The 25,185-nt window shown below is 62.4% G+C and carries 23 protein-coding genes; 20 read left to right on the forward strand and 3 right to left on the reverse strand.

What is annotated here, in order from left to right:
* The first annotated feature begins 48 nt into the window (after positions 1-48).
* From eno to BSY16_RS05340, 11 genes are all read left to right on the forward strand, one after another.
* Positions 49-1,323 (forward strand): phosphopyruvate hydratase, encoded by a 1,275-nt coding sequence (eno, locus tag BSY16_RS05290; RefSeq protein WP_069058689.1) that lies wholly within the window; start codon positions 49-51, stop codon positions 1,321-1,323.
* A gap of 139 nt (positions 1,324-1,462) precedes the next feature.
* Entirely contained in the window at positions 1,463-1,771 is a 309-nt protein-coding gene (locus BSY16_RS05295; RefSeq protein WP_069058690.1) for an FtsB family cell division protein, read from the forward strand.
* A gap of 149 nt (positions 1,772-1,920) precedes the next feature.
* Entirely contained in the window at positions 1,921-2,967 is a 1,047-nt protein-coding gene (gene pdhA, locus BSY16_RS05300) for a pyruvate dehydrogenase (acetyl-transferring) E1 component subunit alpha (RefSeq protein WP_069058691.1), read from the forward strand.
* An 18-nt stretch (positions 2,968-2,985) separates the two neighbouring features.
* Positions 2,986-4,365, forward strand: a complete 1,380-nt coding sequence (locus BSY16_RS05305; RefSeq protein WP_069058692.1) for a pyruvate dehydrogenase complex E1 component subunit beta — start codon at positions 2,986-2,988, stop codon at positions 4,363-4,365.
* Between the two features lie 15 nt (positions 4,366-4,380).
* Positions 4,381-5,721: a pyruvate dehydrogenase complex dihydrolipoamide acetyltransferase gene (locus BSY16_RS05310; protein ID WP_069058693.1), complete on the forward strand. Its 1,341-nt coding sequence runs from the start codon at positions 4,381-4,383 to the stop codon at positions 5,719-5,721.
* A gap of 16 nt (positions 5,722-5,737) precedes the next feature.
* Positions 5,738-6,379, forward strand: coding sequence for an SGNH/GDSL hydrolase family protein (locus BSY16_RS05315; protein WP_069058694.1), 642 nt, complete (start codon positions 5,738-5,740; stop codon positions 6,377-6,379).
* Positions 6,380-6,438: 59 nt separating this feature from the next.
* Entirely contained in the window at positions 6,439-7,884 is a 1,446-nt protein-coding gene (gene lpdA / locus BSY16_RS05320; RefSeq protein WP_069058695.1) for a dihydrolipoyl dehydrogenase, read from the forward strand.
* A 92-nt stretch (positions 7,885-7,976) separates the two neighbouring features.
* A complete protein-coding gene (lipA, locus tag BSY16_RS05325; RefSeq protein ID WP_069058696.1) occupies positions 7,977-8,954 on the forward strand; it encodes a lipoyl synthase in 978 nt (325 codons plus the stop codon).
* 71 nt (positions 8,955-9,025) lie between these two features.
* Positions 9,026-9,592, forward strand: a complete 567-nt coding sequence (locus BSY16_RS05330) for a P-loop NTPase family protein (protein ID WP_069058697.1) — start codon at positions 9,026-9,028, stop codon at positions 9,590-9,592.
* A gap of 9 nt (positions 9,593-9,601) precedes the next feature.
* Complete coding sequence (locus tag BSY16_RS05335) at positions 9,602-10,054, forward strand: type II toxin-antitoxin system RatA family toxin (RefSeq protein ID WP_069058698.1); 453 nt, start codon at positions 9,602-9,604, stop codon at positions 10,052-10,054.
* A gap of 31 nt (positions 10,055-10,085) precedes the next feature.
* Positions 10,086-10,895: a hypothetical protein gene (locus BSY16_RS05340; RefSeq protein WP_069058699.1), complete on the forward strand. Its 810-nt coding sequence runs from the start codon at positions 10,086-10,088 to the stop codon at positions 10,893-10,895.
* Here BSY16_RS05340 and BSY16_RS05345 read toward each other — a convergent pair.
* On the reverse strand, positions 10,892-11,386 hold the full coding sequence (locus tag BSY16_RS05345) for a CinA family protein (protein WP_150130025.1): 495 nt from the start codon (positions 11,384-11,386) through the stop codon (positions 10,892-10,894). The genes BSY16_RS05340 and BSY16_RS05345 overlap by 4 nt on opposite strands.
* Positions 11,387-11,388: 2 nt before the next feature.
* Positions 11,389-12,600: a bifunctional 2-C-methyl-D-erythritol 4-phosphate cytidylyltransferase/2-C-methyl-D-erythritol 2,4-cyclodiphosphate synthase gene (locus BSY16_RS05350; RefSeq protein ID WP_069058701.1), complete on the reverse strand. Its 1,212-nt coding sequence runs from the start codon at positions 12,598-12,600 to the stop codon at positions 11,389-11,391.
* 146 nt (positions 12,601-12,746) lie between these two features.
* Here BSY16_RS05350 and dusB point away from each other — a divergent pair, with 146 nt between their 5' ends.
* The 9 genes from dusB (at position 12,747) to hflX (ending at position 24,221) form a co-directional block, all read left to right on the forward strand.
* Positions 12,747-13,772 (forward strand): tRNA dihydrouridine synthase DusB, encoded by a 1,026-nt coding sequence (gene dusB / locus BSY16_RS05355; protein ID WP_069058702.1) that lies wholly within the window; start codon positions 12,747-12,749, stop codon positions 13,770-13,772.
* The gene (locus BSY16_RS05360; protein ID WP_069058703.1) at positions 13,769-14,917 is read left to right on the forward strand and encodes a two-component system sensor histidine kinase NtrB; all 1,149 of its coding nucleotides are present in this window, start codon (positions 13,769-13,771) and stop codon (positions 14,915-14,917) included. The genes dusB and BSY16_RS05360 overlap by 4 nt, the downstream gene beginning before the upstream one ends.
* Positions 14,917-16,371: a nitrogen regulation protein NR(I) gene (gene ntrC, locus BSY16_RS05365; protein ID WP_069058704.1), complete on the forward strand. Its 1,455-nt coding sequence runs from the start codon at positions 14,917-14,919 to the stop codon at positions 16,369-16,371. The genes BSY16_RS05360 and ntrC overlap by 1 nt, the downstream gene beginning before the upstream one ends.
* A 206-nt stretch (positions 16,372-16,577) precedes the next feature.
* Positions 16,578-18,848, forward strand: a complete 2,271-nt coding sequence (locus tag BSY16_RS05370) for a sensor histidine kinase NtrY-like (RefSeq protein ID WP_069061391.1) — start codon at positions 16,578-16,580, stop codon at positions 18,846-18,848.
* On the forward strand, positions 18,838-20,202 hold the full coding sequence (gene ntrX, locus BSY16_RS05375; RefSeq protein ID WP_069058705.1) for a nitrogen assimilation response regulator NtrX: 1,365 nt from the start codon (positions 18,838-18,840) through the stop codon (positions 20,200-20,202). The genes BSY16_RS05370 and ntrX overlap by 11 nt, the downstream gene beginning before the upstream one ends.
* A gap of 30 nt (positions 20,203-20,232) precedes the next feature.
* Positions 20,233-21,609 (forward strand): Trk system potassium transporter TrkA, encoded by a 1,377-nt coding sequence (gene trkA, locus BSY16_RS05380; RefSeq protein ID WP_069058706.1) that lies wholly within the window; start codon positions 20,233-20,235, stop codon positions 21,607-21,609.
* Between the two features lie 8 nt (positions 21,610-21,617).
* Positions 21,618-22,481 carry a D-amino-acid transaminase gene (locus tag BSY16_RS05385; protein WP_069061392.1) on the forward strand — a complete coding sequence of 288 codons (864 nt, stop codon included), beginning with the start codon at positions 21,618-21,620 and terminating at the stop codon, positions 22,479-22,481.
* A gap of 97 nt (positions 22,482-22,578) precedes the next feature.
* Positions 22,579-22,821, forward strand: coding sequence for an RNA chaperone Hfq (gene hfq, locus BSY16_RS05390; protein ID WP_023514954.1), 243 nt, complete (start codon positions 22,579-22,581; stop codon positions 22,819-22,821).
* Between the two features lie 77 nt (positions 22,822-22,898).
* Positions 22,899-24,221 carry a GTPase HflX gene (gene hflX / locus BSY16_RS05395; protein WP_069058707.1) on the forward strand — a complete coding sequence of 441 codons (1,323 nt, stop codon included), beginning with the start codon at positions 22,899-22,901 and terminating at the stop codon, positions 24,219-24,221.
* Between the two features lie 109 nt (positions 24,222-24,330).
* Here the strand turns inward: hflX and mazG are convergent, their stop codons facing one another.
* Positions 24,331-25,182, reverse strand: coding sequence for a nucleoside triphosphate pyrophosphohydrolase (gene mazG, locus BSY16_RS05400; protein WP_069058708.1), 852 nt, complete (start codon positions 25,180-25,182; stop codon positions 24,331-24,333).
* Positions 25,183-25,185 lie beyond the last annotated feature (3 nt).

Genomic DNA, 25,185 nt, shown 5'->3' on the forward strand with positions numbered 1-25,185 from the left:
AAAAGTGAATTTTAATCGATTTACTAACCCCGAAACAGGACGATTTCCATGACTGCTATCATCGACATCATCGGCCGCGAGATTCTCGACAGCCGCGGCAATCCCACCGTTGAAGTGGACGTGCACCTCGAGGATGGCAGCTTCGGCCGCGCGGCCGTTCCATCAGGCGCCTCGACCGGCGCACATGAAGCCGTCGAACTGCGTGACGGTGGCAAGCGCTACCTCGGCAAGGGTGTCGAAAATGCCGTCGCCGCCGTCAACGGCGAAATCTTCGAAGCGATCGGCGGTCTTGAAGCCGAAGACCAGATCCTGATCGACCAGGCGATGAACGAGCTTGATGGTACGCCGAACAAGGCCCGCCTCGGCGCCAACGCCATCCTCGGCGTTTCGCTCGCCGTCGCCAAGGCTGCCGCGGAAGCCGCCAACCTGCCGCTCTACCGCTATGTCGGTGGCCCGAACGCCCGCGTCCTGCCGGTGCCGATGATGAACATCATCAATGGCGGCGCGCATGCCGACAACCCGATCGACTTCCAGGAATTCATGATCGTGCCGGTCGGTGCGGACAATATCCGCGATGCCGTGCGCATGGGTTCGGAAGTCTTCCACACGCTGAAGAAGCAGCTTGCTGCCGACGGCCACAACACGAATGTCGGTGACGAAGGTGGCTTCGCGCCGGGTCTGGCGTCCGCTCCGGCTGCCCTCGACTTCATCATGAAGTCGATCGAGAAGGCCGGCTACAAGCCGGGCGAAGACATGTACATCGCGCTCGATTGCGCCTCGACCGAATTCTTCAAGGACGGCAAGTACGTGCTTGAAGGCGAAGGCCGCACCCTGGAACCGGAAGCCATGGCCGAGTATCTGGCAGAGCTTGCCGGCAAGTACCCGATCTTCTCGATCGAGGACGGCATGGCGGAAGACGACTGGGACGGCTGGAAGTCGCTGACCGACAAGATCGGCAAGAAGGTCCAGCTCGTCGGCGACGACCTGTTCGTGACGAACTCCGCGCGCCTGCGCGACGGCATCAAGATGGGCGTCGCCAACTCGATCCTCGTCAAGGTCAACCAGATCGGCTCGCTCTCCGAGACGCTCGACGCCGTCGAGACCGCGCACAAGGCGAGCTACACCGCCGTCATGTCGCACCGCTCGGGCGAGACCGAGGATTCGACGATCGCCGACCTCGCTGTCGCCACCAACTGCGGTCAGATCAAGACCGGCTCGCTCGCCCGCTCTGACCGTACCGCCAAGTACAACCAGCTGATCCGCATCGAGGAACAGCTTGGTCCGCAGGCGAAGTACGCTGGCCGCGGCATCCTGCGCGGCTGATCGGAAAAACAGTTTCTCCGAAACGGCGAAGCCCGCATCTCCGGATGCGGGTTTTTTTTGTCGCCCGTCCATCATGGTCAATGGTCGGTTAACCGCTTGCCGCTAGTGTCAAATCCGTATTGCGTAGCGGGGCACCTGCATGTGGACCAAACATCATAAAAAGCGGAAATTCGGCCGGCTGGCACTACCGGTGATTACGGTCGCATTCCTTTCCTACTTCGGCTATCATTCCGTACATGGCGAATTCGGCCTCAGGGGGATGGAGGAGTTCGAACGGCAGAGGGTTGAGCGTCAGGCGCGCGTCGACGTGCTCGTGCGGCAACGCCAGATCCTGGAAAAAGAAGTGGCCTTGATGAGCGACGGCTCGCTTGAACGCGACATGCTGGATGAGAAGGCGCGCTCCTATCTCAACATGTCCCGCGCCGACGAAATCGTCATTTTCCACTGAAGAGCTGGATTAACTGAAATCTAGTTAATCGTAAATCTCCCTTACTATTCAGCGGCTTACGAAGAATATAAGCCATGCATTTATGGCATTGCTGAGCCGGACTTTCTCCCCTATGGTTTTCTTCAAGAGGCAAACATAGGGAGGAACGCATGGCTCCGCGTAAAACCGCGTCCACGTCCAGCCGTAAGACCACGGCAAGGCCTGTCAAAAAAGACTTCACCGGCGGCACCATCGCCGAATTCTCCAAGGAAGACGATCTCAAAGCCTACCGCGAAATGCTGCTGATCCGGCGTTTCGAAGAGAAGGCCGGCCAGCTTTACGGCATGGGCTTCATCGGCGGCTTCTGTCACCTCTACATTGGCCAGGAAGCTGTCGTCGTCGGCATGCAGGCGGCGCTGAAAGAAGGTGACCAGGTCATCACCGGTTATCGCGACCATGGCCACATGCTCGCTTGCGGCATGAGCCCACGTGGTGTGATGGCCGAACTGACCGGACGTCGCGGCGGCCTTTCCAAGGGCAAGGGCGGCTCCATGCACATGTTCTCCAAGGAAAAGAATTTTTACGGCGGTCACGGCATCGTCGGCGGGCAGGTCTCGCTCGGTACCGGTCTTGCCTTCGCAAACCGCTATCGCGGCAACGACAATGTATCGCTTGCCTATTTCGGTGACGGCGCGGCCAACCAGGGCCAGGTCTACGAGAGCTTCAACATGGCAGCGCTTTGGAAGCTGCCGGTGGTCTACGTGATCGAGAACAACCGCTACGCCATGGGCACGTCCGTTTCGCGTGCCTCAGCCCAGACCGACTTCTCGCATCGCGGCGCCTCCTTCAACATCCCCGGTTTCCAGGTGGATGGCATGGATGTGCGTGCGGTGAAGGCTGCTGCGGATGAGGCTGTCGCGCACTGCCGTGCAGGCAAGGGTCCGGTCATCCTCGAGATGCAGACCTACCGCTACCGCGGCCATTCCATGTCCGACCCGGCGAAGTACCGCTCGAAGGACGAAGTGCAGAAGATGCGTTCCGAGCACGACCCGATCGAGCAGGTGCGCGCCCGCCTTCTGGAAAACAAGTGGGCAAGCGAGGACGATCTCAAGCAGATCGACAAGGACGTCCGTGACATTGTCGCCGACAGTGCCGATTTCGCGCAGGCCGATCCGGAGCCGGATGCATCCGAACTCTACACCGACATCCTGCTGTAATCCGGGGAGGGACGAAAAATGCCTATCGAAATTCTCATGCCCGCCCTGTCTCCGACCATGGAAGAGGGAACGCTCTCCAAGTGGATCAAGAACGAGGGTGACACCGTAAAGTCCGGCGATGTGATCGCTGAAATCGAAACCGACAAGGCGACGATGGAAGTCGAAGCCGTCGATGAAGGCGTGATCGGCAAGATCCTGATCGCCGCCGGCACTGAAGGCGTCAAGGTCAACACGGCAATCGCCGTGCTGCTGCAGGACGGCGAAAGCGCCGATTCGGTCGCAGCCCCCAAGGCCGCCGCAAAGCCGGCAGAAGCCGAAGCACCGAAGGCCGCCGAACCGGCCCCTGCCGCCGCATCCGTCCCGGCTCAGCCGAAGGGCGAAGTCACCGCCGATCCGGATATTCCGGCCGGCACCGAAATGGTGATGACGACGGTGCGTGAAGCGCTGCGCGATGCCATGGCGGAAGAAATGCGCCGCGACGAAGACGTCTTCGTCATGGGTGAGGAAGTCGCCGAATACCAGGGTGCCTACAAGATCACCCAGGGTCTTCTGCAAGAATTCGGCGACCGCCGCGTCATCGATACGCCGATCACTGAACATGGCTTTGCCGGCGTCGGCGTCGGTGCGGCCATGACGGGCCTCAAGCCCATCGTCGAGTTCATGACCTTCAACTTCGCCATGCAGGCGATCGACCAGATCATCAACTCCGCTGCCAAGACGCTCTACATGTCCGGTGGCCAGATGGGCGCGCCGATCGTCTTCCGCGGCCCGAATGGCGCGGCTGCCCGCGTCGCGGCCCAGCACTCGCAGTGCTATGCCGCCTGGTACAGCCACATTCCGGGCCTCAAGGTCGTCATGCCGTACACGGCTGCCGATGCTAAGGGTCTGCTGAAGGCCGCCATCCGCGATCCGAACCCGGTCATCTTCCTCGAAAACGAAATCCTCTACGGCCAGAGCTTCGAAGTGCCGAAGATGGATGATTTCGTGCTGCCGATCGGCAAGGCGCGCATCCACAAGAAGGGCAACGACGTCACCGTCGTCTCCTTCGGCATCGGCATGACCTATGCGCTGAAGGCGATTGCGGAGCTCGAGAAGGACGGCATCGACGTCGAACTGATCGACCTGCGCACCATCCGCCCGATGGACCTGCCGACCGTCATCGAATCGGTCAAGAAGACCGGCCGCCTGGTCGTCGTTGAGGAAGGCTACCCGCAGTCCTCCGTCGGCACCGAGATCGCGACCCGCGTCATGCAGCAGGCTTTCGACTATCTCGATGCGCCGATCCTGACGATTGCCGGCAAGGACGTTCCGATGCCCTACGCCGCGAACCTCGAAAAGCTGGCGCTGCCGAATGTCGGCGAAGTCGTCCAGGCGGTCAAAACCGTCTGCTACAAATAAGGGGAGGGTTGAGACATGCCGATCAACATCACGATGCCCGCCCTGTCACCTACCATGGAAGAGGGCAACCTCGCCAAGTGGCTCGTCAAGGAAGGCGACACCGTGAAATCCGGTGACGTCATCGCCGAGATCGAGACCGATAAGGCGACGATGGAAGTCGAAGCTGTCGACGAGGGCGTTGTCGCCAAGATCGTCGTGCCGGCCGGTACGGAAGGCGTGAAGGTCAACAGCCTCATTGCCATCCTCGCCGCCGATGGCGAAGATGTTGGCGCTGCCGCCGCTGGTGGCGGTGCTGCTGCTCCGAAGGCGGAAGCAAAGACCCCCGAAGCGCCGAAGGAAGCGGAAAAGCCGGCTGCTGCTGCAGCGGCTCCCGCTGCGACCGCCTCTGCCGGTCCGGCTCCGGCCAAGGACGGCAACCGCGTGTTCTCCTCGCCGCTCGCCCGCCGCATCGCCAAGGAAGCCGGTGTCGACATTTCGGCGGTTTCCGGTTCCGGCCCGCATGGTCGCGTGGTGAAGAGCGACGTCGAAAAGGCTGTCACCTCCGGTGGAGCCAAGCCCGCCGCTGCCGCAGCCCCGGCTGCTGCTGCCTCGGCCGCTCCGGCCGCTGCTCCGAAGGGCATGTCGGAAGACGCCGTGCTCAAGCTGTTCGAGCAGGGCTCCTACGACCTCGTGCCGCATGACGGCATGCGCAAGACCATTGCCAAGCGCCTGCAGGAATCCAAGCAGACGATCCCGCACTTCTACGTCTCGGTCGATGTCGAGCTCGATGCGCTTCTGGCGCTGCGCGCCCAGATCAACGGTTCCGCACCGGAGAAGGACGGCAAGCCGGCCTACAAACTCTCGGTCAACGATATGGTGATCAAGGCCATGGCACTTGCCCTGCGCGATGTGCCGGACGCCAACGTCTCCTGGACCGACAGCAACATGGTGAAACATAAACACGCCGATGTCGGCGTTGCCGTGTCGATCCCGGGCGGTCTGATCACCCCGATCATCCGCAAGGCGGAGCTGAAGAGCCTGTCGGCCATCTCCAACGAGATGAAGGACCTCGGCAAGCGCGCCAAGGAACGCAAGCTGAAGCCGGAAGAGTACCAGGGCGGCACGACTGCGGTCTCCAACATGGGCATGATGGGCGTCTCGAATTTCGCCGCCGTCGTCAACCCGCCGCATGCGACGATCCTGGCGGTTGGTGCCGGCACGGAGCGGGTCGTGGTCAAGAAGGGCCAGATGGTAATCGTCAATGCGATGACGGTTACGCTCTCCACCGACCACCGCGCCGTCGACGGAGCGCTCGGCGCCGAACTGCTCGGAGCCTTCAAGCGCTACATCGAAAGCCCGATGGGGATGCTCGTCTGATACGCGGGGTGCGGCCATGAAGACGGTTCTCTGCTACGGCGACAGCCTGACCTGGGGTTACAGTGCGGAAACGCTCGACCGGCATGCCTTCGAGGATCGCTGGCCGAGCGTGCTCGCCAAGGCTCTGGGACCGGATGTCACCGTTATCGCAGAGGGCCTGAACGGCCGCACCACCGCCTATGACGATCATCTGGCGGATTGCGACCGCAACGGTGTGCGCATCCTGCCGACGATCCTGCACAGCCACGATCCGATCGACCTCGTCATCCTTCTGCTCGGCGCCAACGACATGAAGCCGACGATCTGCGGAACGGCATTTGGCGCGGTGCGCGGCGTGGAACGGCTGGTGGAGCTGGTGCGCCACCACGCCTGGTCGTTCAGCGGCGAGGGCGGGCCGGAGATCCTCATCGTTTCGCCGCCGCCGATCTGCGAGACGGCGAACGTTGCCTTTTCGGCGATGTATACCGGCGGCGTCGAACAGTCGGCGATGCTGGCGACACTTTACGCGGACCTCGCGGATGAGACCGGTTGCGGCTTCTTCGATGCCGGATCGGTCGCCAGGACAACGCCGCTCGATGGCGTGCACCTCGATGCTGAAAACACACGGGCGATTGGCCGCGGGCTCGAGCCCGTCGTGCGCATGATGCTCGGATTGTAAAAAGACAACAGGCGGCAGCAGCAATCCGCGCGCGGCCCAGAGAAAAGGCAGGAAACGACATGGCTCAGACTTACGACGTCATCGTTATCGGTTCGGGTCCGGGCGGCTACATCGCCGCGATCCGCGCCGCCCAGCTTGGCCTGAAGACGGCCATCGTCGAGCGCGAGCATCTCGCCGGCATCTGCTCGAACTGGGGTTGCATTCCGACCAAGGCGCTGCTGCGCTCGGCCGAAATCTTCCACTACGCACAGCACCCGGGCGACTACGGCATCAAGATCGAAGGCTCGGTGACACCGGACCTGAAGGCCATCGTCGCCCGCTCGCGCGGCATCGCGCAGCGCATGAACGGCGGCGTCGGTTTCCTGATGAAGAAGAACAAGGTCGATATCATCTGGGGCGAGGCCAAGATCACCAAGCCGGGCGAGATCGTCGTGTCCAAGACGACCAAGGCGATCCAGCAGCCGCAGGCGCCACTGCCGAAGACCGTGCTGCCGGAAGGCACCTATACGGCCAAGAACATCGTGATCGCGACCGGTGCGCGTCCGCGTGCGCTGCCCGGCATCGAGCCGGATGGCAAGCTGATCTGGACCTATTTCGAGGCGATGAAGCCGGAGGAAATGCCGAAGTCGCTGCTCGTCATGGGCTCGGGCGCCATCGGCATCGAATTCGCGTCCTTCTACCGCACGCTTGGTGTCGACGTGACAGTCGTCGAAGTGATGAAGACGGTGATGCCGGTCGAGGATGCCGAAATCTCTGCGCTCGCCAAGAAGCAGTTCGAGAAGCAGGGCATGAAGATCCATCTGGAGGCCAAGGTCACCAAGGTGGAGAAGGGCGCCAACTCGATCACCGCGCATGTCGAGATGAAGGACGGCAAGGTTGAGAAGATCACCGCCGACCGTATGATCTCCGCCGTCGGCGTGCAGGCGAATGTGGAAAATATCGGCCTTGAGGCGCTCGGCGTGAAGACCGACCGTGGCTTCATCGCCATCGACGGCTACGGTAAGACCAACGTGCCGGGCATCTACGCCATCGGCGACGTCGCAGGTCCCCCGATGCTCGCCCACAAGGCTGAACATGAGGCCGTCATCTGCATCGAGAAGATCGCCGGCCTGCCGAACGTCCACCCGATGGACAAGTCGAAGATCCCGGGCTGCACCTATTGCCACCCGCAGGTCGCTTCGGTTGGCCTCACGGAAGCCAAGGCCAAGGAACAGGGCCGTGACATTCGCGTCGGCCGTTTCCCCTTCGTCGCCAATGGCAAGGCGATTGCGCTTGGCGAAGACCAGGGTCTCGTCAAGACGATCTTCGACAAGAAGACCGGCGAGTTGCTCGGCGCCCATCTCGTCGGCGCGGAAGTAACGGAACTCATCCAGGGCTTCGTCATCGCCATGAACCTCGAAACCACCGAGGAAGAGCTGATGCACACGATCTTCCCGCATCCGACGATCTCGGAAACGCTGAAGGAAAGCGTGCTGGATGCCTATGGGCGTGCGCTCAACGCTTGAACGTGCTAAAGCCCGCCTCCACATGAGGCGGGCTGCTGATTTTCGGTCCGCAGGATGAACGCGAAGGCGTTCACCAGGAAAGTGGAAACGACATGGTCACCATTCTCGACCGCACCAACCCTTCACCCGATGGCAAGCGGGTACGCCACCCGGAAAAGGCCAACCGGCCGGACACCGAAGTGCTGCGCAAACCGGAATGGATCCGCGTGCGCGCGCCGGTCTCCAAGGGCTACCAGGAGACGCGCGATCTCGTGCGCAGCCACAAGCTGGTGACGGTGTGCGAGGAAGCGGGTTGCCCGAACATCGGTGAGTGCTGGGACAAGAAGCACGCGACCTTCATGATCATGGGCGAGATCTGTACCCGCGCCTGCGCCTTCTGCAACGTGGCGACGGGCAAGCCGAATGCGCTCGACCTGGCTGAGCCGGAAAACGTCGCCAAGGCCGTCAAGCAGATGGGCCTCAGCCACGTCGTCATCACCTCGGTGGACCGTGATGATCTGGCCGATGGTGGTGCAGAACATTTCGAGAAGGTGATCTGGGCGATCCGCGCGGCCTCGCCGCTGACGACGATCGAAATCCTGACACCCGACTTCCTGAAGAAGCCCGGTGCCCTGGAACGCGTCGTCGCTGCCAAGCCCGACGTGTTCAACCACAACATGGAGACCGTGCCGGGCAATTACCTGACCGTCCGCCCGGGTGCGCGCTACTTCCACTCCGTCCGCCTGCTGCAGCGCGTGAAGGAACTCGACCCGACCATGTTCACCAAGTCGGGCATCATGGTGGGCCTCGGCGAAGAGCGCAACGAAGTGCTCCAGCTGATGGACGACCTTCGCACCGCCGACGTCGATTTCCTCACCATCGGTCAGTATCTTCAACCGACCCGCAAGCACCACGCCGTCATGAGCTTCGTCACGCCGGACGAGTTCAAGTCCTACGAGACGGTCGCCTACAGCAAGGGCTTCCTGATGGTTTCGTCGAGCCCGCTGACGCGCTCCTCGCACCATGCCGGAGATGATTTCGCCCGACTTCGCGCCGCTCGCGAGCGCAAGCTTCTCGCCGCCGCGGAATAGACATTTTCAAGACCTTCCTCTAAACCCCGCCGTCCTGCCCGACGGCGGGGTTTTGCATTTGGGGGACGGCCATGACGGTTTCGATCACCGTAGAGGAGGCAGCCGAACGGCTGAGGACGGCAGAGCGTGTGCTGGTGATCGGCTGCTCGGGGAGCGGCAAGAGTACGCTGGCGCAGGGGCTCTCGGCGCGTCTTGCTGTGCCCTACGTCTCCATGGATCGCGAGATTTTCTGGCTGCCGGGCTGGGAGACGCGGCCAAGGGTGGAGGCTTTGGCGCGCTTGCAGACGATCGTTGCTCAAGAGCGCTGGGTCCTTGACGGTACGAGCCCCGGCACGCTGCCGCTGCGTCTGCCGCGCAGCCACCTGGTGCTCTGGCTGCGCCCGCCGCGCTGGATGTCGCTTTATGGGGTGATCTCGCGCTGGTTAAGACTTCGCGGCCAGTCGCGGCCGGAAATGGCGGATGGATGCCCGGAACGGATCAGCCGGGAATTTCTCAGCTATGTCTGGAATTTCGAGCGGACGGAAAGCCCGGAAATCGCGGAAAATCTTGCGGCATATGGCCCTGATGTGTCGGTTTGCGTGTTGAAATCGCGACGCCAGAACCAACAGCTACTTGCGATTCTGGGGCCAAAATATTAGCTCTCGGCCATGCCCCAATACGAAACCCGCCGTCCGGTTCCCCACACGCCTGAACAGATGTACGACCTCGTTGCCGATGTGGAGCGGTATCCGGAATTCCTGCCGCTCTGCGAGGGGCTGACGGTTCGCTCGCGCAAGGAGCGGGATGGCAAGGATTTGCTGGTTGCCGACATGACGGTCGGCTACAAGGCGATCCGCGAGACCTTTACCACGCAGGTGTTGCTCAACCGGGTGGAACGTGCAATCGACGTCAAGTATATCGACGGGCCATTCCGCTACCTCGACAATCGCTGGCGGTTCGAGGCGCTGCCGGACGGCGGGTGTTCTGTGCATTTCTTCATCGACTACGAGTTCAAGAGCCGCATTCTCGGTGCGCTGATGGGCTCGATGTTCGACCGCGCCTTTCGTATGTTCACCGAGGCGTTCGAGAAGCGCGCCGACGCGATCTATCCAACCACCTGAATTTTTCCGCCTGCTCACCCGTTACCGGGGCATGATCACCCGGTTTGCGCCCTTCGTCCTGATCGCCTTGTTCTGCACGTCTGCGGCCGCGCAGGAAGCGCCGGGAGACTACATCCTGCTTCTCGACGAACAGAACCGGCCGCTTGCTGGTAGTTATCGCATCGGGCCGGATGTGAAGATGACGATCCGGGGCACCGATGGCGGCTTGCCACGAAATCCCGTTTATCTGGATCGCGCCTTCTTCCCAACACGCGAAGCGGAGATGCTGGCCTTCTACAATGCGCGCCACGCCTATTCCTCCGATCCGGTGGCGATCGACGTCGGCGGTGAGATGCGCATCGTGGACAAGGAGACGTTGCAGCCCCCGCTCTTCAAGGATCAGAAGCCGGAGCACGAGAAGGCGTTGATAGTAAAGATCTCGGCGCGTTTGGCCTTCGAGGTGAGCGGCTACAAGCTCGTCGGCAAGGCCTATACCGTCGAGGGGCCCGAACTTGGCGATGAGGACCGGCGCCTCGGTGATTTTTTCCATGTCGAGACGTTCGATATCGTGCTGCCCGCACCGGCGGCCCGCAAGATCGCTGCCGTCGAGACTGGTAAGGCATTGAGTTCCAGTGACTTCGAGGCGCTCTTTGTGGAGCGGACAAGCCCCATCCCGGATTTCACGACATGTGTCAGCGAAAAGCGCAGGACGCCCGATTACAAGGTGCTCGCCGAAAAGCAGAAGGCGAGTGTTGACGCTTTCCTCGCAAATAATTTTTCCGCGGGTCAGGTCTTCTGGAGCGATGCGGCACGCTACGAGGCGAATTTCGCCATGAGCGTCTATTCCCTCTGCCCGAACTAATCCCGCGCGATCTCGATCAGCATTTCCAGCGCGGTGCGCACCGTCGCAAGCCGGACGGCACTGCGGCCGATATCGCCGTAGCGCATCTCGCGGTGAAGCGTTTCGCGGTCTGTACGGGCTGCGGCGAGGTGGACGAGGCCGACCGGCTTTTCATCCGAGCCGCCGCCGGGGCCGGCAATACCTGTCACGGCGATAGAGATGTTGGCGCCGGAATTTCCGATGGCACCTTGCGCCATTTCGAGGGCCGTCGCGCGGGAGACGGCGCCATGGGCCTTCAGCGTCGCATTGGCGACGCCGATCATCTCGCGCTTGGCCTCGTTGGAATAGGTGACGAAACCGCGGTCGAAGACGTTTGAAGAGCCGGCGATCTCGGTGATCGCGCCGGCAATCAGGCCGGCGGTGCAGGATTCGGCGGTGGCGATCAGCAGCTTGCGTTCCGTGAAATCGGCAACGATTGTGCGGGCGGCATTTTCGATGTCTTCCGGCCAGATGCTCATGCGTCGGTCCCCCTGTAGACGACGGTCGCGGTGGCAATGGCGGCAATGCCCTCGCGGCGGCCGATGAAGCCTATCTTCTCGTTGGTCGTTGCCTTCACCGAGCAGCGGTCGATCGAAATTCCAAGGAAGTCCGAAAGGTTTTGACGCATCGCATCGCGGTGCGGACCGACCTTCGGGGCTTCGGCGATCAGCGAGACGTCGGCATTCATGATCGTGCCACCGTTGGCACGCACGATGCCGGCGGCATGCTCAAGGAAGATGCGCGAGGCCGCACCCTTCCACTGCATATCCGAAGGCGGAAAATGGTCGCCGATATCGCCGGCGCCACAGGTCGCGAGCAGGGCGTCCGTCAGGGCGTGCAGGGCGACGTCAGCGTCGGAATGGCCGGAAAGCCTCTGGTCGTGCGGGATGAAGAGGCCACAGAGCGTCACGCCGTCGCCTTCCACAAGCTGATGCACATCGTAGCCGTTGCCGGTGCGAACATCCGGCAAGCCGTGGGAGAGGCGCTGGTCGGCCATGGTGATGTCCTTCTGCAATGTAAGCTTGACGTTACCGGCGCTGCCTTCGACGAGATGCACGCGCACGCCGGCCCATTCGGCAATCGAGGCGTCGTCGGTGAAGTCCGTGCGGCCGGAGGCGGCAGCGCGGCGATGCGCTTCGAGGATGGTGGCGAGGTGGAAGGATTGCGGCGTCTGGGCGGCGAACAGGCCCGAGCGGGACACGGTTTCCGCGACATTGCCGTTGGCATCCGCCCGCTTCAGCGTGTCGGCAACGGCGACGGCTGGAAGAACCGCACGCGCCCCGTGATGGAAGGCAGCGAGTGTGCGCACGAGGATGGCGGGCTCGACGAAGGGACGCACGGCATCCTGGATGAGGACGTGGCTGATATCGTCATCGGCGAGGACTTCGAGGCCGGAAAGCACGGATTGCTGGCGGGTCGCGCCGCCGTGCACGACGGTGAGGCGATCACCGGCGGGCAGGGCTGTGGCGCGGGCGGTCTCGAACAGCGCTTCGTCATCGGGATGTATCACGACCACGATACGCCGGGCCGGCTGCCAATTGACAAAGAGATCGAGCGTATGGGAGATGACCGGCCTTCCGCCGATGCGGCGGTATTGCTTGGGGCCTTCGGCATGACTTCCGGCCCGTTCACCTCGCCCGGCGGCAACGATCACCACAGCGCAGGATAGCGTGTTTTCCGCCTGCATTTCGGTCTCGCACCTCTCGTTTCAAAGCGTTTTGAGGTGGTTTAGCCGGAAGGATGACGCAATTCCAGCGTCCTTGGGAAAATTACGGGGCGATGTGATTGCGTCTTGGCAAGAACGATAACAATGGCTAAAAATAGTGCAGAGACATGACCTGCTTGAAAGATGAGCATTTGACGATCCCCGCCTTGTCAGCGCCGCTCGCGGTTGGTGGCCAGACCCTTCGGAACCGCGTGGTTCTTGCGCCGATGTCCGGCGTTACGGACCTGCCGTTCCGCGATCTTGCCTGGCGTTTTGGCGCCGGCCTGGTGGTGACCGAGATGGTGGCGAGCCGGGAACTGGCGCTGAATGCACGGGAAAGCTGGTCGCGCATCCGCAATTGCGGCATCCGGCCCCATATGGTGCAACTCGCCGGCCGCGAGGCACACTGGATGGCGGAGGCGGCGAAGATCGCGGAGGGCGAGGGCGCCGATATTATCGACATCAACATGGGCTGCCCCGCCAAGAAGGTGATCGGTGGCTATTCGGGCTCGGCGCTGATGCGGGATCCGGACCATGCGCTCGGCCTGATCGAGGCGACCGTCAACGCGGTCAAGGTGCCGGTGACGGTGAAGATGCGGCTCGGCTGGGATCATAATTCGCTCAACGCGCCGCACATTGCTTCGCGCGCGGAGGCTGCTGGTGCTGCGATGATCACCGTGCATGGGCGCACGCGCATGCAGTTCTACGAAGGCCGGGCCGATTGGGATGCGATTCGCGCGGTGCGTGACGTTCTCACCATTCCGCTCGTGGCGAACGGCGACGTCGATACGGCAGAGGATGCGCAGGAGATTCTGCGCCGCTCGGGCGCCGATGCCGTCATGGTCGGACGGTCGGCACAGGGGCGGCCCTGGCATCCGGCAGTGCTGGCGGGTGCTTCAGCGCATCCATCGGCGGAAAAGGTCGCCGCGGTTGCGGTCGAGCACTATCGCATGATGCTTGATTTCTATGGCGATGAAGCGGGCCTGCGCCATGCGCGAAAACATGTTGGCTGGTATCTGGAGCGTTTTGCGCCCGGCCTGACCGGACCGGACAAGGCCGCGATCATGACGGCGCGCGACAGCACCTTCGTGGCGGATCGGCTCGCTACCGCCGTGCTGGGCAACGACACGGCCAGGATTGGAGAGGCCGCATGACGGACAAGGCCGCAGACCAGAATGCCGCGAAGGCGCCGGATCTCGCGCTCGCCGTGCTCAACGCCATCCAGAACCCGGTCATCCTCGTCGACGTCAACGGGTTCATCGCCTTTGCCAACTGGGAGGCCGAATCCTTCTTCGGCGCGAGCGCCAACCATCTCGCCAGGCACAAGGTTTCCGCCGTCATCCCCTTCGGCAGCCCGCTCTTGACGCTGATCGACCAGGTGCGTGAGCGCAAGGCGCCGGTCAGCGAATATCGGGTGGATCTCAGCTCGCCGCGGCTCGGCGCGGAAAAGCTCGTCGATATCTACGTGGCGCCGGTGACGACCGAGCCGGGCGCGGTGGTGGTCGTCATCCAGGAGCGCTCTATGGCGGACAAGATCGACCGCCAGCTCACCCATCGCGCTGCCGCGCGTTCGGTGACGGGGCTCGCCTCCATGCTGGCGCACGAGATCAAGAACCCGCTTTCCGGCATTCGCGGCGCAGCGCAGCTTTTGGAAACCTCCGTGCTCGATGAGGACCGGGCGCTGACCCGACTCATCTGCGACGAGACCGACCGCATCGTCTCGCTGGTCGACCGGATGGAAGTGTTTTCCGACGAGCGGCCGATCGACCGCGTGCCGCTCAACATTCATTCCGTGCTCGACCATGTGAAGGCTGTCGCCAAGGCGGGGTTCGGGCGGGATATCAAGATCACCGAGCTTTATGATCCCTCGTTGCCGGCGGTCTATGCCAATCGCGACCAGCTCGTTCAGGTGTTTCTCAACCTCATCAAGAATGCGGCCGAGGCTGTCGGCAACCGGCCGGATGGGGAAATCCAGCTGACGACTGCCTACCGGCCCGGCATTCGGCTTTCGGTGGCCGGCACGCGCGAAAAGATTTCGCTGCCGCTCGAGTTCTGTGTGCATGACAATGGCCCCGGCGTGCCGGCGGATCTCGTCCCGCACCTCTTCGATCCTTTCATCACGACCAAGACCAACGGCTCCGGCCTAGGTCTCGCACTGGTCGCAAAGATTATCGGTGGCCATGGCGGCATTGTCGAATGCGACAGCCAGGGTTCCCGCACCACCTTCCGCGTGCTGATGCCGGCCTCTCGCGGCGTCAGTGAAGACGACGACTTTCCCAAGACCAAAGGACGTATCTAATGACAGGCGCCACAGTCCTCGTTGCCGATGACGATGCCGCGATCCGCACGGTGCTCAACCAAGCCCTCAGCCGTGCGGGATATGATGTGCGCATCACCTCCAACGCAGCGACCCTGTGGCGCTGGATTTCTGCCGGCGAGGGCGACATCGTCGTGACCGATGTCGTGATGCCGGACGAGAACGCCTTCGACCTGCTGCCGCGCATCAAGAAGGCCCGCCCGGAGCTGCCGGTGCTCGTGATGAGCGCGCAAAACACCTTCATGACGGCGATCAAGGCCTCGGAGAAGGGCGCCTACGACTATCTTCCGAAGCCTTTCGACCTCACTGAACTCATTGCCATCATCGGCCGGGCGCTTTCGGAGCCGAAGCGCAAGCCCGCCCGCCTCGACGACGACACGCAGGACGGCATGCCGCTCGTCGGCCGCTCGGCCGCGATGCAGGAAATCTACCGCGTGCTCGCCCGCCTGATGCAGACCGACCTGACGCTGATGATCACCGGCGAATCGGGCACGGGCAAAGAACTTGTCGCGCGGGCGCTGCATGATTACGGCAAGCGCCGCAACGGCCCTTTCGTCGCCATCAACATGGCGGCGATCCCGCGCGACCTCATCGAATCGGAACTGTTCGGGCATGAGAAGGGCGCCTTTACCGGGGCTCAGAACCGTTCGACCGGCCGCTTTGAGCAGGCAGAAGGCGGCACGCTCTTCCTCGACGAGATCGGCGACATGCCGATGGACGCCCAGACCCGTCTGCTGCGCGTGCTTCAGCAGGGCGAATATACGACAGTGGGTGGGCGCACGCCGATCCGTACGGATGTGCGCATCGTGGCGGCGACCAACAAGGACCTGAAGCAGTCGATCAATCAGGGCCTCTTTCGCGAAGACCTCTATTACCGTCTGAACGTCGTGCCGTTGCGCCTGCCGCCGCTGCGCGACCGGGCGGAGGATATCCCCGATCTGGTGCGCCATTTCGTGCAGCAGGCGGAAAAGGAAGGGCTCGACGCCAAGCGATTCGATCAGGAGGCGCTGGAACTGATGAAGGCGCATCCTTGGCCGGGCAACGTGCGCGAACTGGAAAATGTGGTGCGCCGGCTCACCGCACTCTATCCGCAGGACGTGATCAGCCGCGAAATCATCGAGACGGAGCTGCGTGCCGACATTCCCGACAGCCCGATCGAGAAGACGGTGGCGCGCACGTGGTCGTTGTCGATTTCGCAGGCCGTCGAGGAAAATATGCGGCAGTACTTTGCCGGCTTCGGTGATGGCCTGCCGCCGGTCGGGCTGTACGATCGTGTGTTGGCCGAGGTGGAGTATCCGCTGATCCTGGCGGCTCTGACTGCAACGCGCGGCAATCAGATCAAGGCCGCCGACCTGCTCGGCCTCAACCGCAACACGCTGCGCAAGAAAATTCGCGAACTGGGTGTATCCGTGTACAGAAGTTCCCGCTCCGCTTGACTTATCGGTTGGGGGCGTTGCATTTTGGCCACAATCTGTTGCTTGAGGGTAACAGAGGGGTTTGCGGCCGAATAGGTTCGCGTGCCTGATCGTTCTGGATGTGGGTGCAAAATGCAGCCGATCCTTACGCGATCGGCGCTACTCCGGAAAACACGAGAAAAACGTCGGCGCCCTTCGGGTATCCGGTCGGGGAAGCGATGCGGCAGATGAATGAGGGCGTAAGCCTGCTTTCGGCAACGAGCGACGCGGGAACGGGTGGCGACCGCCGCGCGTCCTTTGCTCTGCCTGGCCTGCTGCTGGCCGGCGGCGCGCTTGTCGCGGCGACGATCTCTCTGTTCATCCTGCTCGGCCTGACGCCGATCAAGCCTGAAGCCAATGTCGTCATTGCATCGGCGGCGATCAACGCGATCTTCATCGTCGGCCTGATGTTCCTGATCGGCCGCGAAATCCTGCGGCTTTTGCGCGCCCGACGGCGCGGCCGTGCCGCGGCGCGCCTGCATGTGCGGATCGTGGCGCTTTTCTCCATTGTCGCGATCACGCCGGCCGTGCTGGTCGCGATCTTTGCGTCCATCACGCTGGATGTCGGCCTCGATCGCTGGTTTTCGCTCCGGACCCAGTCGATCGTCAGCTCGTCGCTCAATGTGGCGCAGGCCTATATGCTTGAAAATGCGAGCTATCTTCAGGGCCAGACCGTGTCGATGGCAAACGACCTTGATCGCAATCGCCAGCTCTACAGCCTCGACCGCACGGGCTTCATAGAATTGATGACACGGCAGGCACGCGGTCGCGGCATGCTCGGTGCTTTCCTTCTGCGTGCCGATGGCTCGACCCTCGTTCAAGCCAACATCCACACCGAAAGCCCGTTGCCGGCGGTGCCCGAGGAAGCGTTGCGCGCGTCAGCCGCGGGCCAGCCGACACTGATTCCACCGGGAACGACGAACCTCGTCGGTGCCATCATCAAGCTCGACAACATTCCGGACGCCTTCCTCTATACGATCCGCACCGTCGACCCCGAAGTCATGCGCTCGATGCGGCTGATGGAGGAGAACACGGCGGAGTATCGCGCACTTGAGGCAGGCCGCACGACGCTGCAGATTGCCTTCGGCGTGCTTTATCTCGGTTTCGCCCTCATCGTGCTTCTCGCTGCGATCTGGACGGCAATCGCCGTCGCCGACCGGATCGTTCGCCCGATCCGTCAGCTTATCGGTGCGGCCGACAGCGTCGCCTCCGGCAATCTGGATGTGAGCGTTCCGGTGCGCACTGTGGACGGCGACGTTGGTAACCTTTCGCGCACCTTCAACAAGATGATTGCAGAAATCCGCGCGCAGCAGGACCAGATCCTTGACGCGAAGGACGAGGTCGAACATCGCCGCCGGTTTATCGAGGCCGTGCTTTCCGGCGTGACTGCCGCGGTCATTGGCGTCGAGCAAGATGGGCGGGTGACGATCGCCAACCTTTCGGCAGAACTGCTTTTGGGGCGCAATGTCAGCGACCTCATCGGCAAGCCGCTGGCAGAGGTGGCACCGGAAATTGCAGCCGTGCTCACCGAAGGGTCTGGTCGCTACCGCAACGACCACCGCAAGCAGGTCAATATCATGCATGGCGGCAAGGAGCGGACGCTCAACGTGCAGGTGACGCGCGAGGAGGCCAAGGATGCGAAGGAGTCCTATGTCGTCACCATCGACGACATTACCGACCTGGTCATCGCACAGCGCTCGACGGCTTGGGCGGATGTGGCGCGGCGAATCGCGCACGAGATCAAGAACCCGCTGACGCCGATCCAGCTCTCCGCAGAACGCCTTCGCCGCCGCTACGGCAAGCAGATCGACCCCGAGGATCGGGCGGTGTTCGACCAGTGTACGGACACGATCGTGCGGCAGGTGGAAGACATCGGCCGCATGGTGGACGAGTTTTCGACCTTCGCCCGCATGCCCAAGCCGACCAAGGAGCGTTCTGACCTGCGGAACATCCTGAAGGATGCGGTGTTCCTGCGCGAAATGGGCAACAACCACGTCACGTTCCATAAGGACCTGGGCGAGGTGCCGCTGACGGGGCTGTTCGATGCGCGCATGCTGGGCCAGGCTTTTGGCAATCTTATCAAGAATGCGGTGGAAGCAATCGAGGCGCTGCCGCCGGATGGCTCGCGTGAGGAACGCAAGGTTCTCGTTCGCGCGACGCCCGACGATGCGGGACGGCGGTTCGTCGTCGATGTCATTGACAACGGCAAAGGTCTGCCGACGGAGAACCGGCATCGTATTCTAGAACCCTATATGACGATGCGCGAGAAGGGCACGGGGCTCGGCCTCGCCATCGTGAAGAAGATCATCGAAGACCATGGCGGGCAGCTGGAACTGCACGATGCCCCTGCGGACTTCGACAATGGCCATGGGGCGATGATCCGCGTGATCCTGCCCTACGAGGAAACGGTGGCCATCGGTGCGGAAAAGAAGAGCAAGGAAATGAGCCATGGCGTCTGATATTCTCGTAGTCGACGACGAAGAGGACATTCGCGAGATCGTCTCGGGCATCCTTTCGGACGAGGGTCACGAAACGCGCACCGCCTATGACAGCGACAGCGCGCTGGCCGCGATCAGCGATCGCGTGCCGCGTCTCGTCTTCCTCGATATCTGGATGCAGGGCAGCAAGCTCGACGGGCTGGCGCTGCTCGACGAAATCAAGAGCCGTTACCCGGATCTGCCGGTCGTGATGATCTCGGGCCACGGCAATATCGAGACGGCCGTCTCGGCGATCCGCCGCGGCGCCTACGATTTTATCGAGAAGCCGTTCAAGGCGGACCGGCTGATTCTCATCGCCGAGCGGGCACTGGAGAATTCCAAGCTGCGCCGCGAGGTGACGGAACTCAAGAAGCGGTCCGGTGATCCGGCCGAGTTGATCGGCACCTCCGTTGCCGTCTCGCAGCTGCGCCAGAACATCGACAAGGTCTCGCCGACCAACAGCCGCATCATGATTCTCGGCCCCTCCGGTTCCGGCAAGGAACTGGTGGCGCGCATGATTCACCGCAAATCGACCCGTGCGACTGGACCGTTCGTCGTGCTCAACGCCGCGGCAATCACGCCGGAACGCATGGAAGTCGCGCTGTTCGGGACGGAAGGCACGCCCGGCCAGTCGCGCAAGACGGGTGCGCTGGAAGAGGCGCATGGCGGCATCCTCTATCTCGACGAGATCGGCGAAATGCCGCGCGAGACGCAGAACAAGATTCTTCGCGTGCTGGTCGACCAGCAGTTCGAGCGCGTCGGCGGTTCCAAGCGGGTGAGGGTGGATGTGCGCATCATCTCCTCCACGGCCTACAATCTCGAAAGCCTGATCGCCGAAGGCGGCTTTCGCGAGGACCTTTATCACCGCCTTGCCGTCGTGCCGGTGCGTGTACCGCCGCTCGCAGAACGCCGTGAGGATATTCCGTTCCTCGTCGACATGTTCATGCGACAGGTCAGCGAGCAGGCGGGCATCCGCGCGCGGAAAATCGGCGACGACGCACTCGCCGTGCTGCAGGCCCACGACTGGCCGGGCAACATCCGCCAGCTGCGCAACAATATCGAGCGCCTGATGATTCTCGCGCGCAGCGACGGCCCGGACACGCCGATCACTGCCGACATGCTGCCGACGGAAGTGGGCGACATGCTGCCGAAGATTTCGACCCAGGGCGACCAGCACATCATGACGCTGCCGCTGCGCGAAGCGCGTGAAATGTTCGAGCGTGACTATCTCATCGCCCAGATCAACCGCTTCGGCGGCAACATTTCCCGTACCGCCGAATTTGTCGGCATGGAACGCTCCGCGCTCCATCGCAAACTGAAGTCGCTTGGCGTATAAGGCCGTCCGGGGACTGCGGGGTTTTAGGGTATGAAGGTCATCATCTGTGGCGCCGGACGCGTCGGCTACGGTATCGCAGAACGGCTCTCGGAAGAGGGTAACGACGTTTCGGTGATCGACACGCAGCCGTCGCTGATCGCCGCCATCACCGAGACGCTCGATGTCCGCGGCATCGTCGGCCATGGCGCCCATCCGGAAGTGCTGGCCAAGGCGGGCGCCGACCAGGCGGACATGCTGATTGCCGTCACGCTGTTCGACGAGATCAACATGGTCGCCTGCCAGGTGGCGCATTCGTTGTTCAACGTGCCGACCAAGATCGCCCGCATTCGCTCGCAGAGCTACCTTGTGCCGGAGTACTCCGACCTCTTTTCGCGCGACGACATGCCGATCGACGTCACGATCTCGCCGGAGGTGGAGGTCGGCAAGATGGTGCTGCGGCGCATCTCCTTCCCGGGGGCGACCGATGTCGTACGCTTTGCCGACGACCGCATCGTCATGGTGGCGATCGAATGCATGGAGGATTGCCCGGTCGTCGAGACGCCGCTGAAGCAGTTGAGCGAACTCTTTCCGGATTTGAACGCCACCGTCACCGGCATCTTCTCGAACGGCAAGCTCTTCGTGCCGACCTCCACCGATCAGCTGCATTCGGGCGATCTCGCCTATGTGGTCTGCGACAAGGGGCATGTGCGCCGTACGCTTGCGCTGTTCGGCCACGAGGAGCAGGAGGCGGCGCGCATCGTCATCGCCGGCGGGGGGAATATCGGCTACTTTGTCGCCAAGGCGATCGAGGACTATCAGCCGAAGACCCGGCTGAAGATCATCGAGAACGATCGGGAGCGCGCGGTTTCCGTTGCCGACAAGCTGCGCAATGCCGTCGTGCTGCACGGTTCGGCACTCGACCAGAAGATGCTGCTGCAGGCCGATATCCAGGATGCCGACCTGATCGTGGCGCTGACCAACAACGACCAGATCAACATTCTCGGCAGCGTGATGGCCAAGCGCCTCGGCTGCAAGCAGAACCTCGTTCTGATCAACGATCCGATGTACCAGGATTTCACCAAGACGCTCGGCATCGACGCCCATATCAATCCGCGCGCCGTAACGATCTCCGGCATTCTGCAACACGTGCGCAAGGGCCGTATCCGCTCGGTCTATGCGGTGCAGAAGGGCTCGGCCGAGGTTGTCGAGGCGGAAGCCCTGGAAACGTCACCGCTCGTCGGCAAGCCGCTGCGCGACATCGAATTGCCGCCGGGCATCCGCATCGGCGCGATCTACCGGGACAAGATGGTGATTCGGCCGGATGGCGACACGAAGATCAAGGCGAAGGATCGCGTGGTGCTCTTTGCCGCCGCTGCCGCCGTGCGCCATGTCGAGCAACTGTTCCGCGTCAGCATTCAGTATTTTTAGGGTTGTCCATGCCGCGTTTTGCCTATGTCAACGGCCGCTATGTCCGCCATGCCGATGCAGCGGTGCATATCGATGACCGCGGCCTCGTCTTTGCGGATGCGATCTATGAGGTCTGTCAGGTACAGCAGGGCCTCATCATCGACATGACGCGCCATCTCGACCGGCTGGACCGGTCGCTCGGCGAAATCCGCATTCGCCCGCCCATGCCGCGCGCTGCCCTGACCGGCATCATGCGGGAGGTGCTGCGCCGCAACCGCGTCGTCAACGGCATGGTCTACCTCCAGGTGACACGCGGGCGCGCAAAGCGCGACCATGTTTTCCCCTCGCCGGAGGTGCGGGCAACGCTGATCGTGACGGCCAAGGCCCTGAACCCCGCCGTGAATGCCGCGAAATATGCGGCAGGCATCAAGGCTGTCACGGTTGCCGACAATCGCTGGGGCCGGGTGGACATCAAGACGGTCGGTCTCCTGCCGAATGTGCTGGCGCGCCAGCAGGCTAAGGAGGCGGGCGCGCAGGAGGCGATTTTCGTCGATGCCGACGGCAACGTCACCGAGGGCGGCGCGACGAACCTGTGGATCGTCGACCGCGACGGAAAACTCGTCACGCGCCCGGCCGATCACGCCATTCTGCGTGGCATCACGCGCACGACGCTGCTGGACGTGGCGGAAAAATTAGGGATTGTCGTCGAGGAGCGCCGCTTTTCGGTTGCGGATATGCTGGAGGCGCGGGAAGTTTTCATCACCGGGGCGACGACGATCTGTCTGCCGGTCGTTTCCATTGATGGACAGACGATCGCCAACGGCCATCCGGGCATGACGGCGCAGAAAATCCGGGAGGCCTTTTTCGCCGTTGCGGAGAAGACCGCGATTTGATACCAAAATCGACGGTCCCGGAATTTCTTGCCGGGCTGGGGACATTTATTTTTAGGCAACCGGTCTCAAGGGCCGGCAATCAGAAAGAAGCGGCGCGATGGCGGAACGTTCTCAAAACCTGCAGGATCTTTTTCTTAATACCGTTCGCAAGCAAAAGATTTCTCTCACAATCTTTCTCATCAACGGGGTCAAGCTGACCGGGGTTGTCACCTCTTTTGACAACTTCTGCGTGCTTCTCCGTCGCGACGGTCACTCGCAGCTCGTGTACAAACACGCGATCTCGACCATCATGCCGGGCCAGCCGCTGCAGATGTTCGAGACCGAGGAAAGCGGCTCCTGACAGGACCCACGAAAATTAGCAAATCCGATGTAAACAAGGATTCCGTCGTCCCGGACGTTGAAAAGCGCCGGGACGATATGCGCGCTGTCGTCATTGCACCCGTCTTGAAGGCGGCGCGCGCAAAATCCAACCCGACCGTTGTCACGCGCTCCGACGAGGCGCGCCTGGAAGAGGCTGTCGGCCTCGCCCGCGCCATCGATCTGACGATCGTTCACGCTGCTGTCGTGCCCGTCAGCCAGCCGAAACCCGGCACACTGCTCGGCACCGGCAAGATCGCGGAGATCAAGGCCGCGCTCGATGAACACGATGCCGGTCTCGTCATCGTCGATCATCCGCTGACGCCCGTGCAGCAGCGCAATCTCGAGAAGGAATGGAACGCCAAGGTCATCGACCGGACGGGCCTCATTCTTGAAATTTTCGGCCGGCGCGCCTCCACCAAGGAAGGCACGCTGCAGGTCGAGCTTGCGCATCTCAACTACCAGAAGGGCCGTCTGGTCCGCAGCTGGACCCACCTTGAACGCCAGCGCGGTGGCGCGGGTTTCATGGGCGGTCCGGGTGAAACGCAGATCGAAGCCGACCGCCGGCTGTTGCAGGACAAGATCATCAAGCTGGAACGCGAGTTGGAGCAGGTGCGCCGCACCCGCCAGCTGCACCGTTCCAAGCGCAAGAAGGTGCCGCACCCGATCGTGGCGCTCGTCGGCTATACCAATGCCGGCAAGTCGACGCTGTTCAACCTGATTACCGGGGCAGGGGTTCTTGCCGAGGACATGCTGTTTGCGACGCTCGACCCGACGCTGCGCCGCATGAAGCTGCCGCAGGGCCGCACCGTCATCCTGTCGGATACCGTTGGTTTCATTTCGAACCTGCCTACCCACCTTGTCGCCGCGTTCCGCGCAACGCTGGAAGAGGTGCTCGAAGCCGATTTGATTCTCCATGTGCGCGACATGTCCGACCCGGACAATGGTGCGCAATCGACGGATGTGCTGCGTATTCTGGGCGATCTCGGCATCGACGAGAAGGACGGCGCGGAGCGTATCCTCGAAGTCTGGAACAAGATCGACCGGCTGGAGCCGGAGGCCCGCGAGGCGCTTGTGCAGAAGTCCGAGAACCAGCCGAACGTGATCGCCGTTTCCGCGATTTCGGGCGAGGGTGTCGATACGCTGCTGGCCGAAATCAATCGGCGGCTCTCCGGCGTGCTCGTCGATCGCGACGTCATCGTGCCGGTGAGACAGTTGCAGCTTCTGCCATGGATCTACGATCATTCGATCATCGATCTGCGCGAGGATATGGAAGACGGCAATGTGCGGCTGGAACTGCGGCTGACGGAAACCGAAGCCGCCGAACTCGACCGCCGGCTCGGCATCGGGCAGAAGGCCCAGCGCGAGGATTGGGAGCGCTAGAGCATTTCCGCTTTTCTTCGAATCGCGAAAACGCTCCACCTCCTTGTTTTCATGCAATTCCGGACGCAAAACCGCTGCGCACTTTTGCTGGAATTCCTCTAACGCAACGTCATTCTGCTGACGTTGCGTTACCCAGGCTGCGCTCGATCTGCTTGGCGGCCTGCCACAGTTCTTCCATGCGCTCCAGTGTCGCCGCCTCCAGGCTTTCGCCGTTGGCGGCGAGGCTGTCCTCGATATGGGAGAATCGGTTGCGGAACTTGGTGTTCGTGCCCCGCAGCGCCATTTCCGGATCGGCGCCGACATGGCGGCCGATATTGACCAACGCGAAGATCAGGTCGCCGAGTTCGTCGGCGACCGCCTTCTGGTCGTCGCTGCGAAGCGCCTCGCGCAACTCGCCGATTTCCTCCTCGATCTTGTCGAGGATCGGTGCTGGCTCCGACCAGTCGAAACCCACCTTGGCGGCGCGTTCCTGAAGCTTCAGGGCTTCGACAAGGGCTGGGAAAGACCGCTGCACGGAGCCGAGATGACCACGCAACGGGTCGTCCGGCAGGCCGCGTCGGGTGCGACGCGCCTTGCGCTCGCGTTTTTCCGCTTGCTTGATTTCGTCCCACTGCAGCTTCACGGCTGCCGGCGTGTCGGCATCCGAGCGGGCGAAGACATGCGGATGGCGGCGGATCATCTTGCGCGTGACGGCCTCGACGACACTGCCGAAATCGAATTCGCCGCGCTCCTCTGCCATGCGGGCGTGGAAGACCACTTGCAGGAGAAGGTCGCCCAGCTCCTCGCAGAGGTCGTCCATGTCGTTCCGCTCGATCGCGTCGGCAACCTCGTAGGCTTCTTCGATCGTGTAGGGCTTGATGGTCTCGAAGGTCTGGACGATGTCCCAGGGGCAGCCGGTTTCCGGCTGGCGCAGGGCGGCCATGATGTCGATCAGGCGCTCGATGTCGCGGCTCGATTCCATGGT

It is taken from the genome of Sinorhizobium sp. RAC02 (genome assembly GCF_001713395.1).
Lineage (GTDB): Bacteria > Pseudomonadota > Alphaproteobacteria > Rhizobiales > Rhizobiaceae > Shinella.

Excerpts from the sequence above, each read along its gene's own strand:
- eno (WP_069058689.1), top strand. The coding sequence starts at position 49 with ATGACTGCTATCATCGACATCATCGGCCGCGAGATTCTCGACAGCCGC.
- BSY16_RS05295 (WP_069058690.1), top strand. The coding sequence starts at position 1,463 with ATGTGGACCAAACATCATAAAAAGCGGAAATTCGGCCGGCTGGCACTA.
- pdhA (WP_069058691.1), top strand. The coding sequence starts at position 1,921 with ATGGCTCCGCGTAAAACCGCGTCCACGTCCAGCCGTAAGACCACGGCA.
- BSY16_RS05305 (WP_069058692.1), top strand. The coding sequence starts at position 2,986 with ATGCCTATCGAAATTCTCATGCCCGCCCTGTCTCCGACCATGGAAGAG.
- BSY16_RS05310 (WP_069058693.1), top strand. The coding sequence starts at position 4,381 with ATGCCGATCAACATCACGATGCCCGCCCTGTCACCTACCATGGAAGAG.
- BSY16_RS05315 (WP_069058694.1), top strand. The coding sequence starts at position 5,738 with ATGAAGACGGTTCTCTGCTACGGCGACAGCCTGACCTGGGGTTACAGT.
- lpdA (WP_069058695.1), top strand. The coding sequence starts at position 6,439 with ATGGCTCAGACTTACGACGTCATCGTTATCGGTTCGGGTCCGGGCGGC.
- lipA (WP_069058696.1), top strand. The coding sequence starts at position 7,977 with ATGGTCACCATTCTCGACCGCACCAACCCTTCACCCGATGGCAAGCGG.
- BSY16_RS05330 (WP_069058697.1), top strand. The coding sequence starts at position 9,026 with ATGACGGTTTCGATCACCGTAGAGGAGGCAGCCGAACGGCTGAGGACG.
- BSY16_RS05335 (WP_069058698.1), top strand. The coding sequence starts at position 9,602 with ATGCCCCAATACGAAACCCGCCGTCCGGTTCCCCACACGCCTGAACAG.
- BSY16_RS05340 (WP_069058699.1), top strand. The coding sequence starts at position 10,086 with ATGATCACCCGGTTTGCGCCCTTCGTCCTGATCGCCTTGTTCTGCACG.
- BSY16_RS05350 (WP_069058701.1), bottom strand. The coding sequence starts at position 12,600 with ATGCAGGCGGAAAACACGCTATCCTGCGCTGTGGTGATCGTTGCCGCC.
- dusB (WP_069058702.1), top strand. The coding sequence starts at position 12,747 with ATGACCTGCTTGAAAGATGAGCATTTGACGATCCCCGCCTTGTCAGCG.
- BSY16_RS05360 (WP_069058703.1), top strand. The coding sequence starts at position 13,769 with ATGACGGACAAGGCCGCAGACCAGAATGCCGCGAAGGCGCCGGATCTC.
- ntrC (WP_069058704.1), top strand. The coding sequence starts at position 14,917 with ATGACAGGCGCCACAGTCCTCGTTGCCGATGACGATGCCGCGATCCGC.
- BSY16_RS05370 (WP_069061391.1), top strand. The coding sequence starts at position 16,578 with ATGAATGAGGGCGTAAGCCTGCTTTCGGCAACGAGCGACGCGGGAACG.
- ntrX (WP_069058705.1), top strand. The coding sequence starts at position 18,838 with ATGGCGTCTGATATTCTCGTAGTCGACGACGAAGAGGACATTCGCGAG.
- trkA (WP_069058706.1), top strand. The coding sequence starts at position 20,233 with ATGAAGGTCATCATCTGTGGCGCCGGACGCGTCGGCTACGGTATCGCA.
- BSY16_RS05385 (WP_069061392.1), top strand. The coding sequence starts at position 21,618 with ATGCCGCGTTTTGCCTATGTCAACGGCCGCTATGTCCGCCATGCCGAT.
- hfq (WP_023514954.1), top strand. The coding sequence starts at position 22,579 with ATGGCGGAACGTTCTCAAAACCTGCAGGATCTTTTTCTTAATACCGTT.
- hflX (WP_069058707.1), top strand. The coding sequence starts at position 22,899 with ATGCGCGCTGTCGTCATTGCACCCGTCTTGAAGGCGGCGCGCGCAAAA.
- mazG (WP_069058708.1), bottom strand. The coding sequence starts at position 25,182 with ATGGAATCGAGCCGCGACATCGAGCGCCTGATCGACATCATGGCCGCC.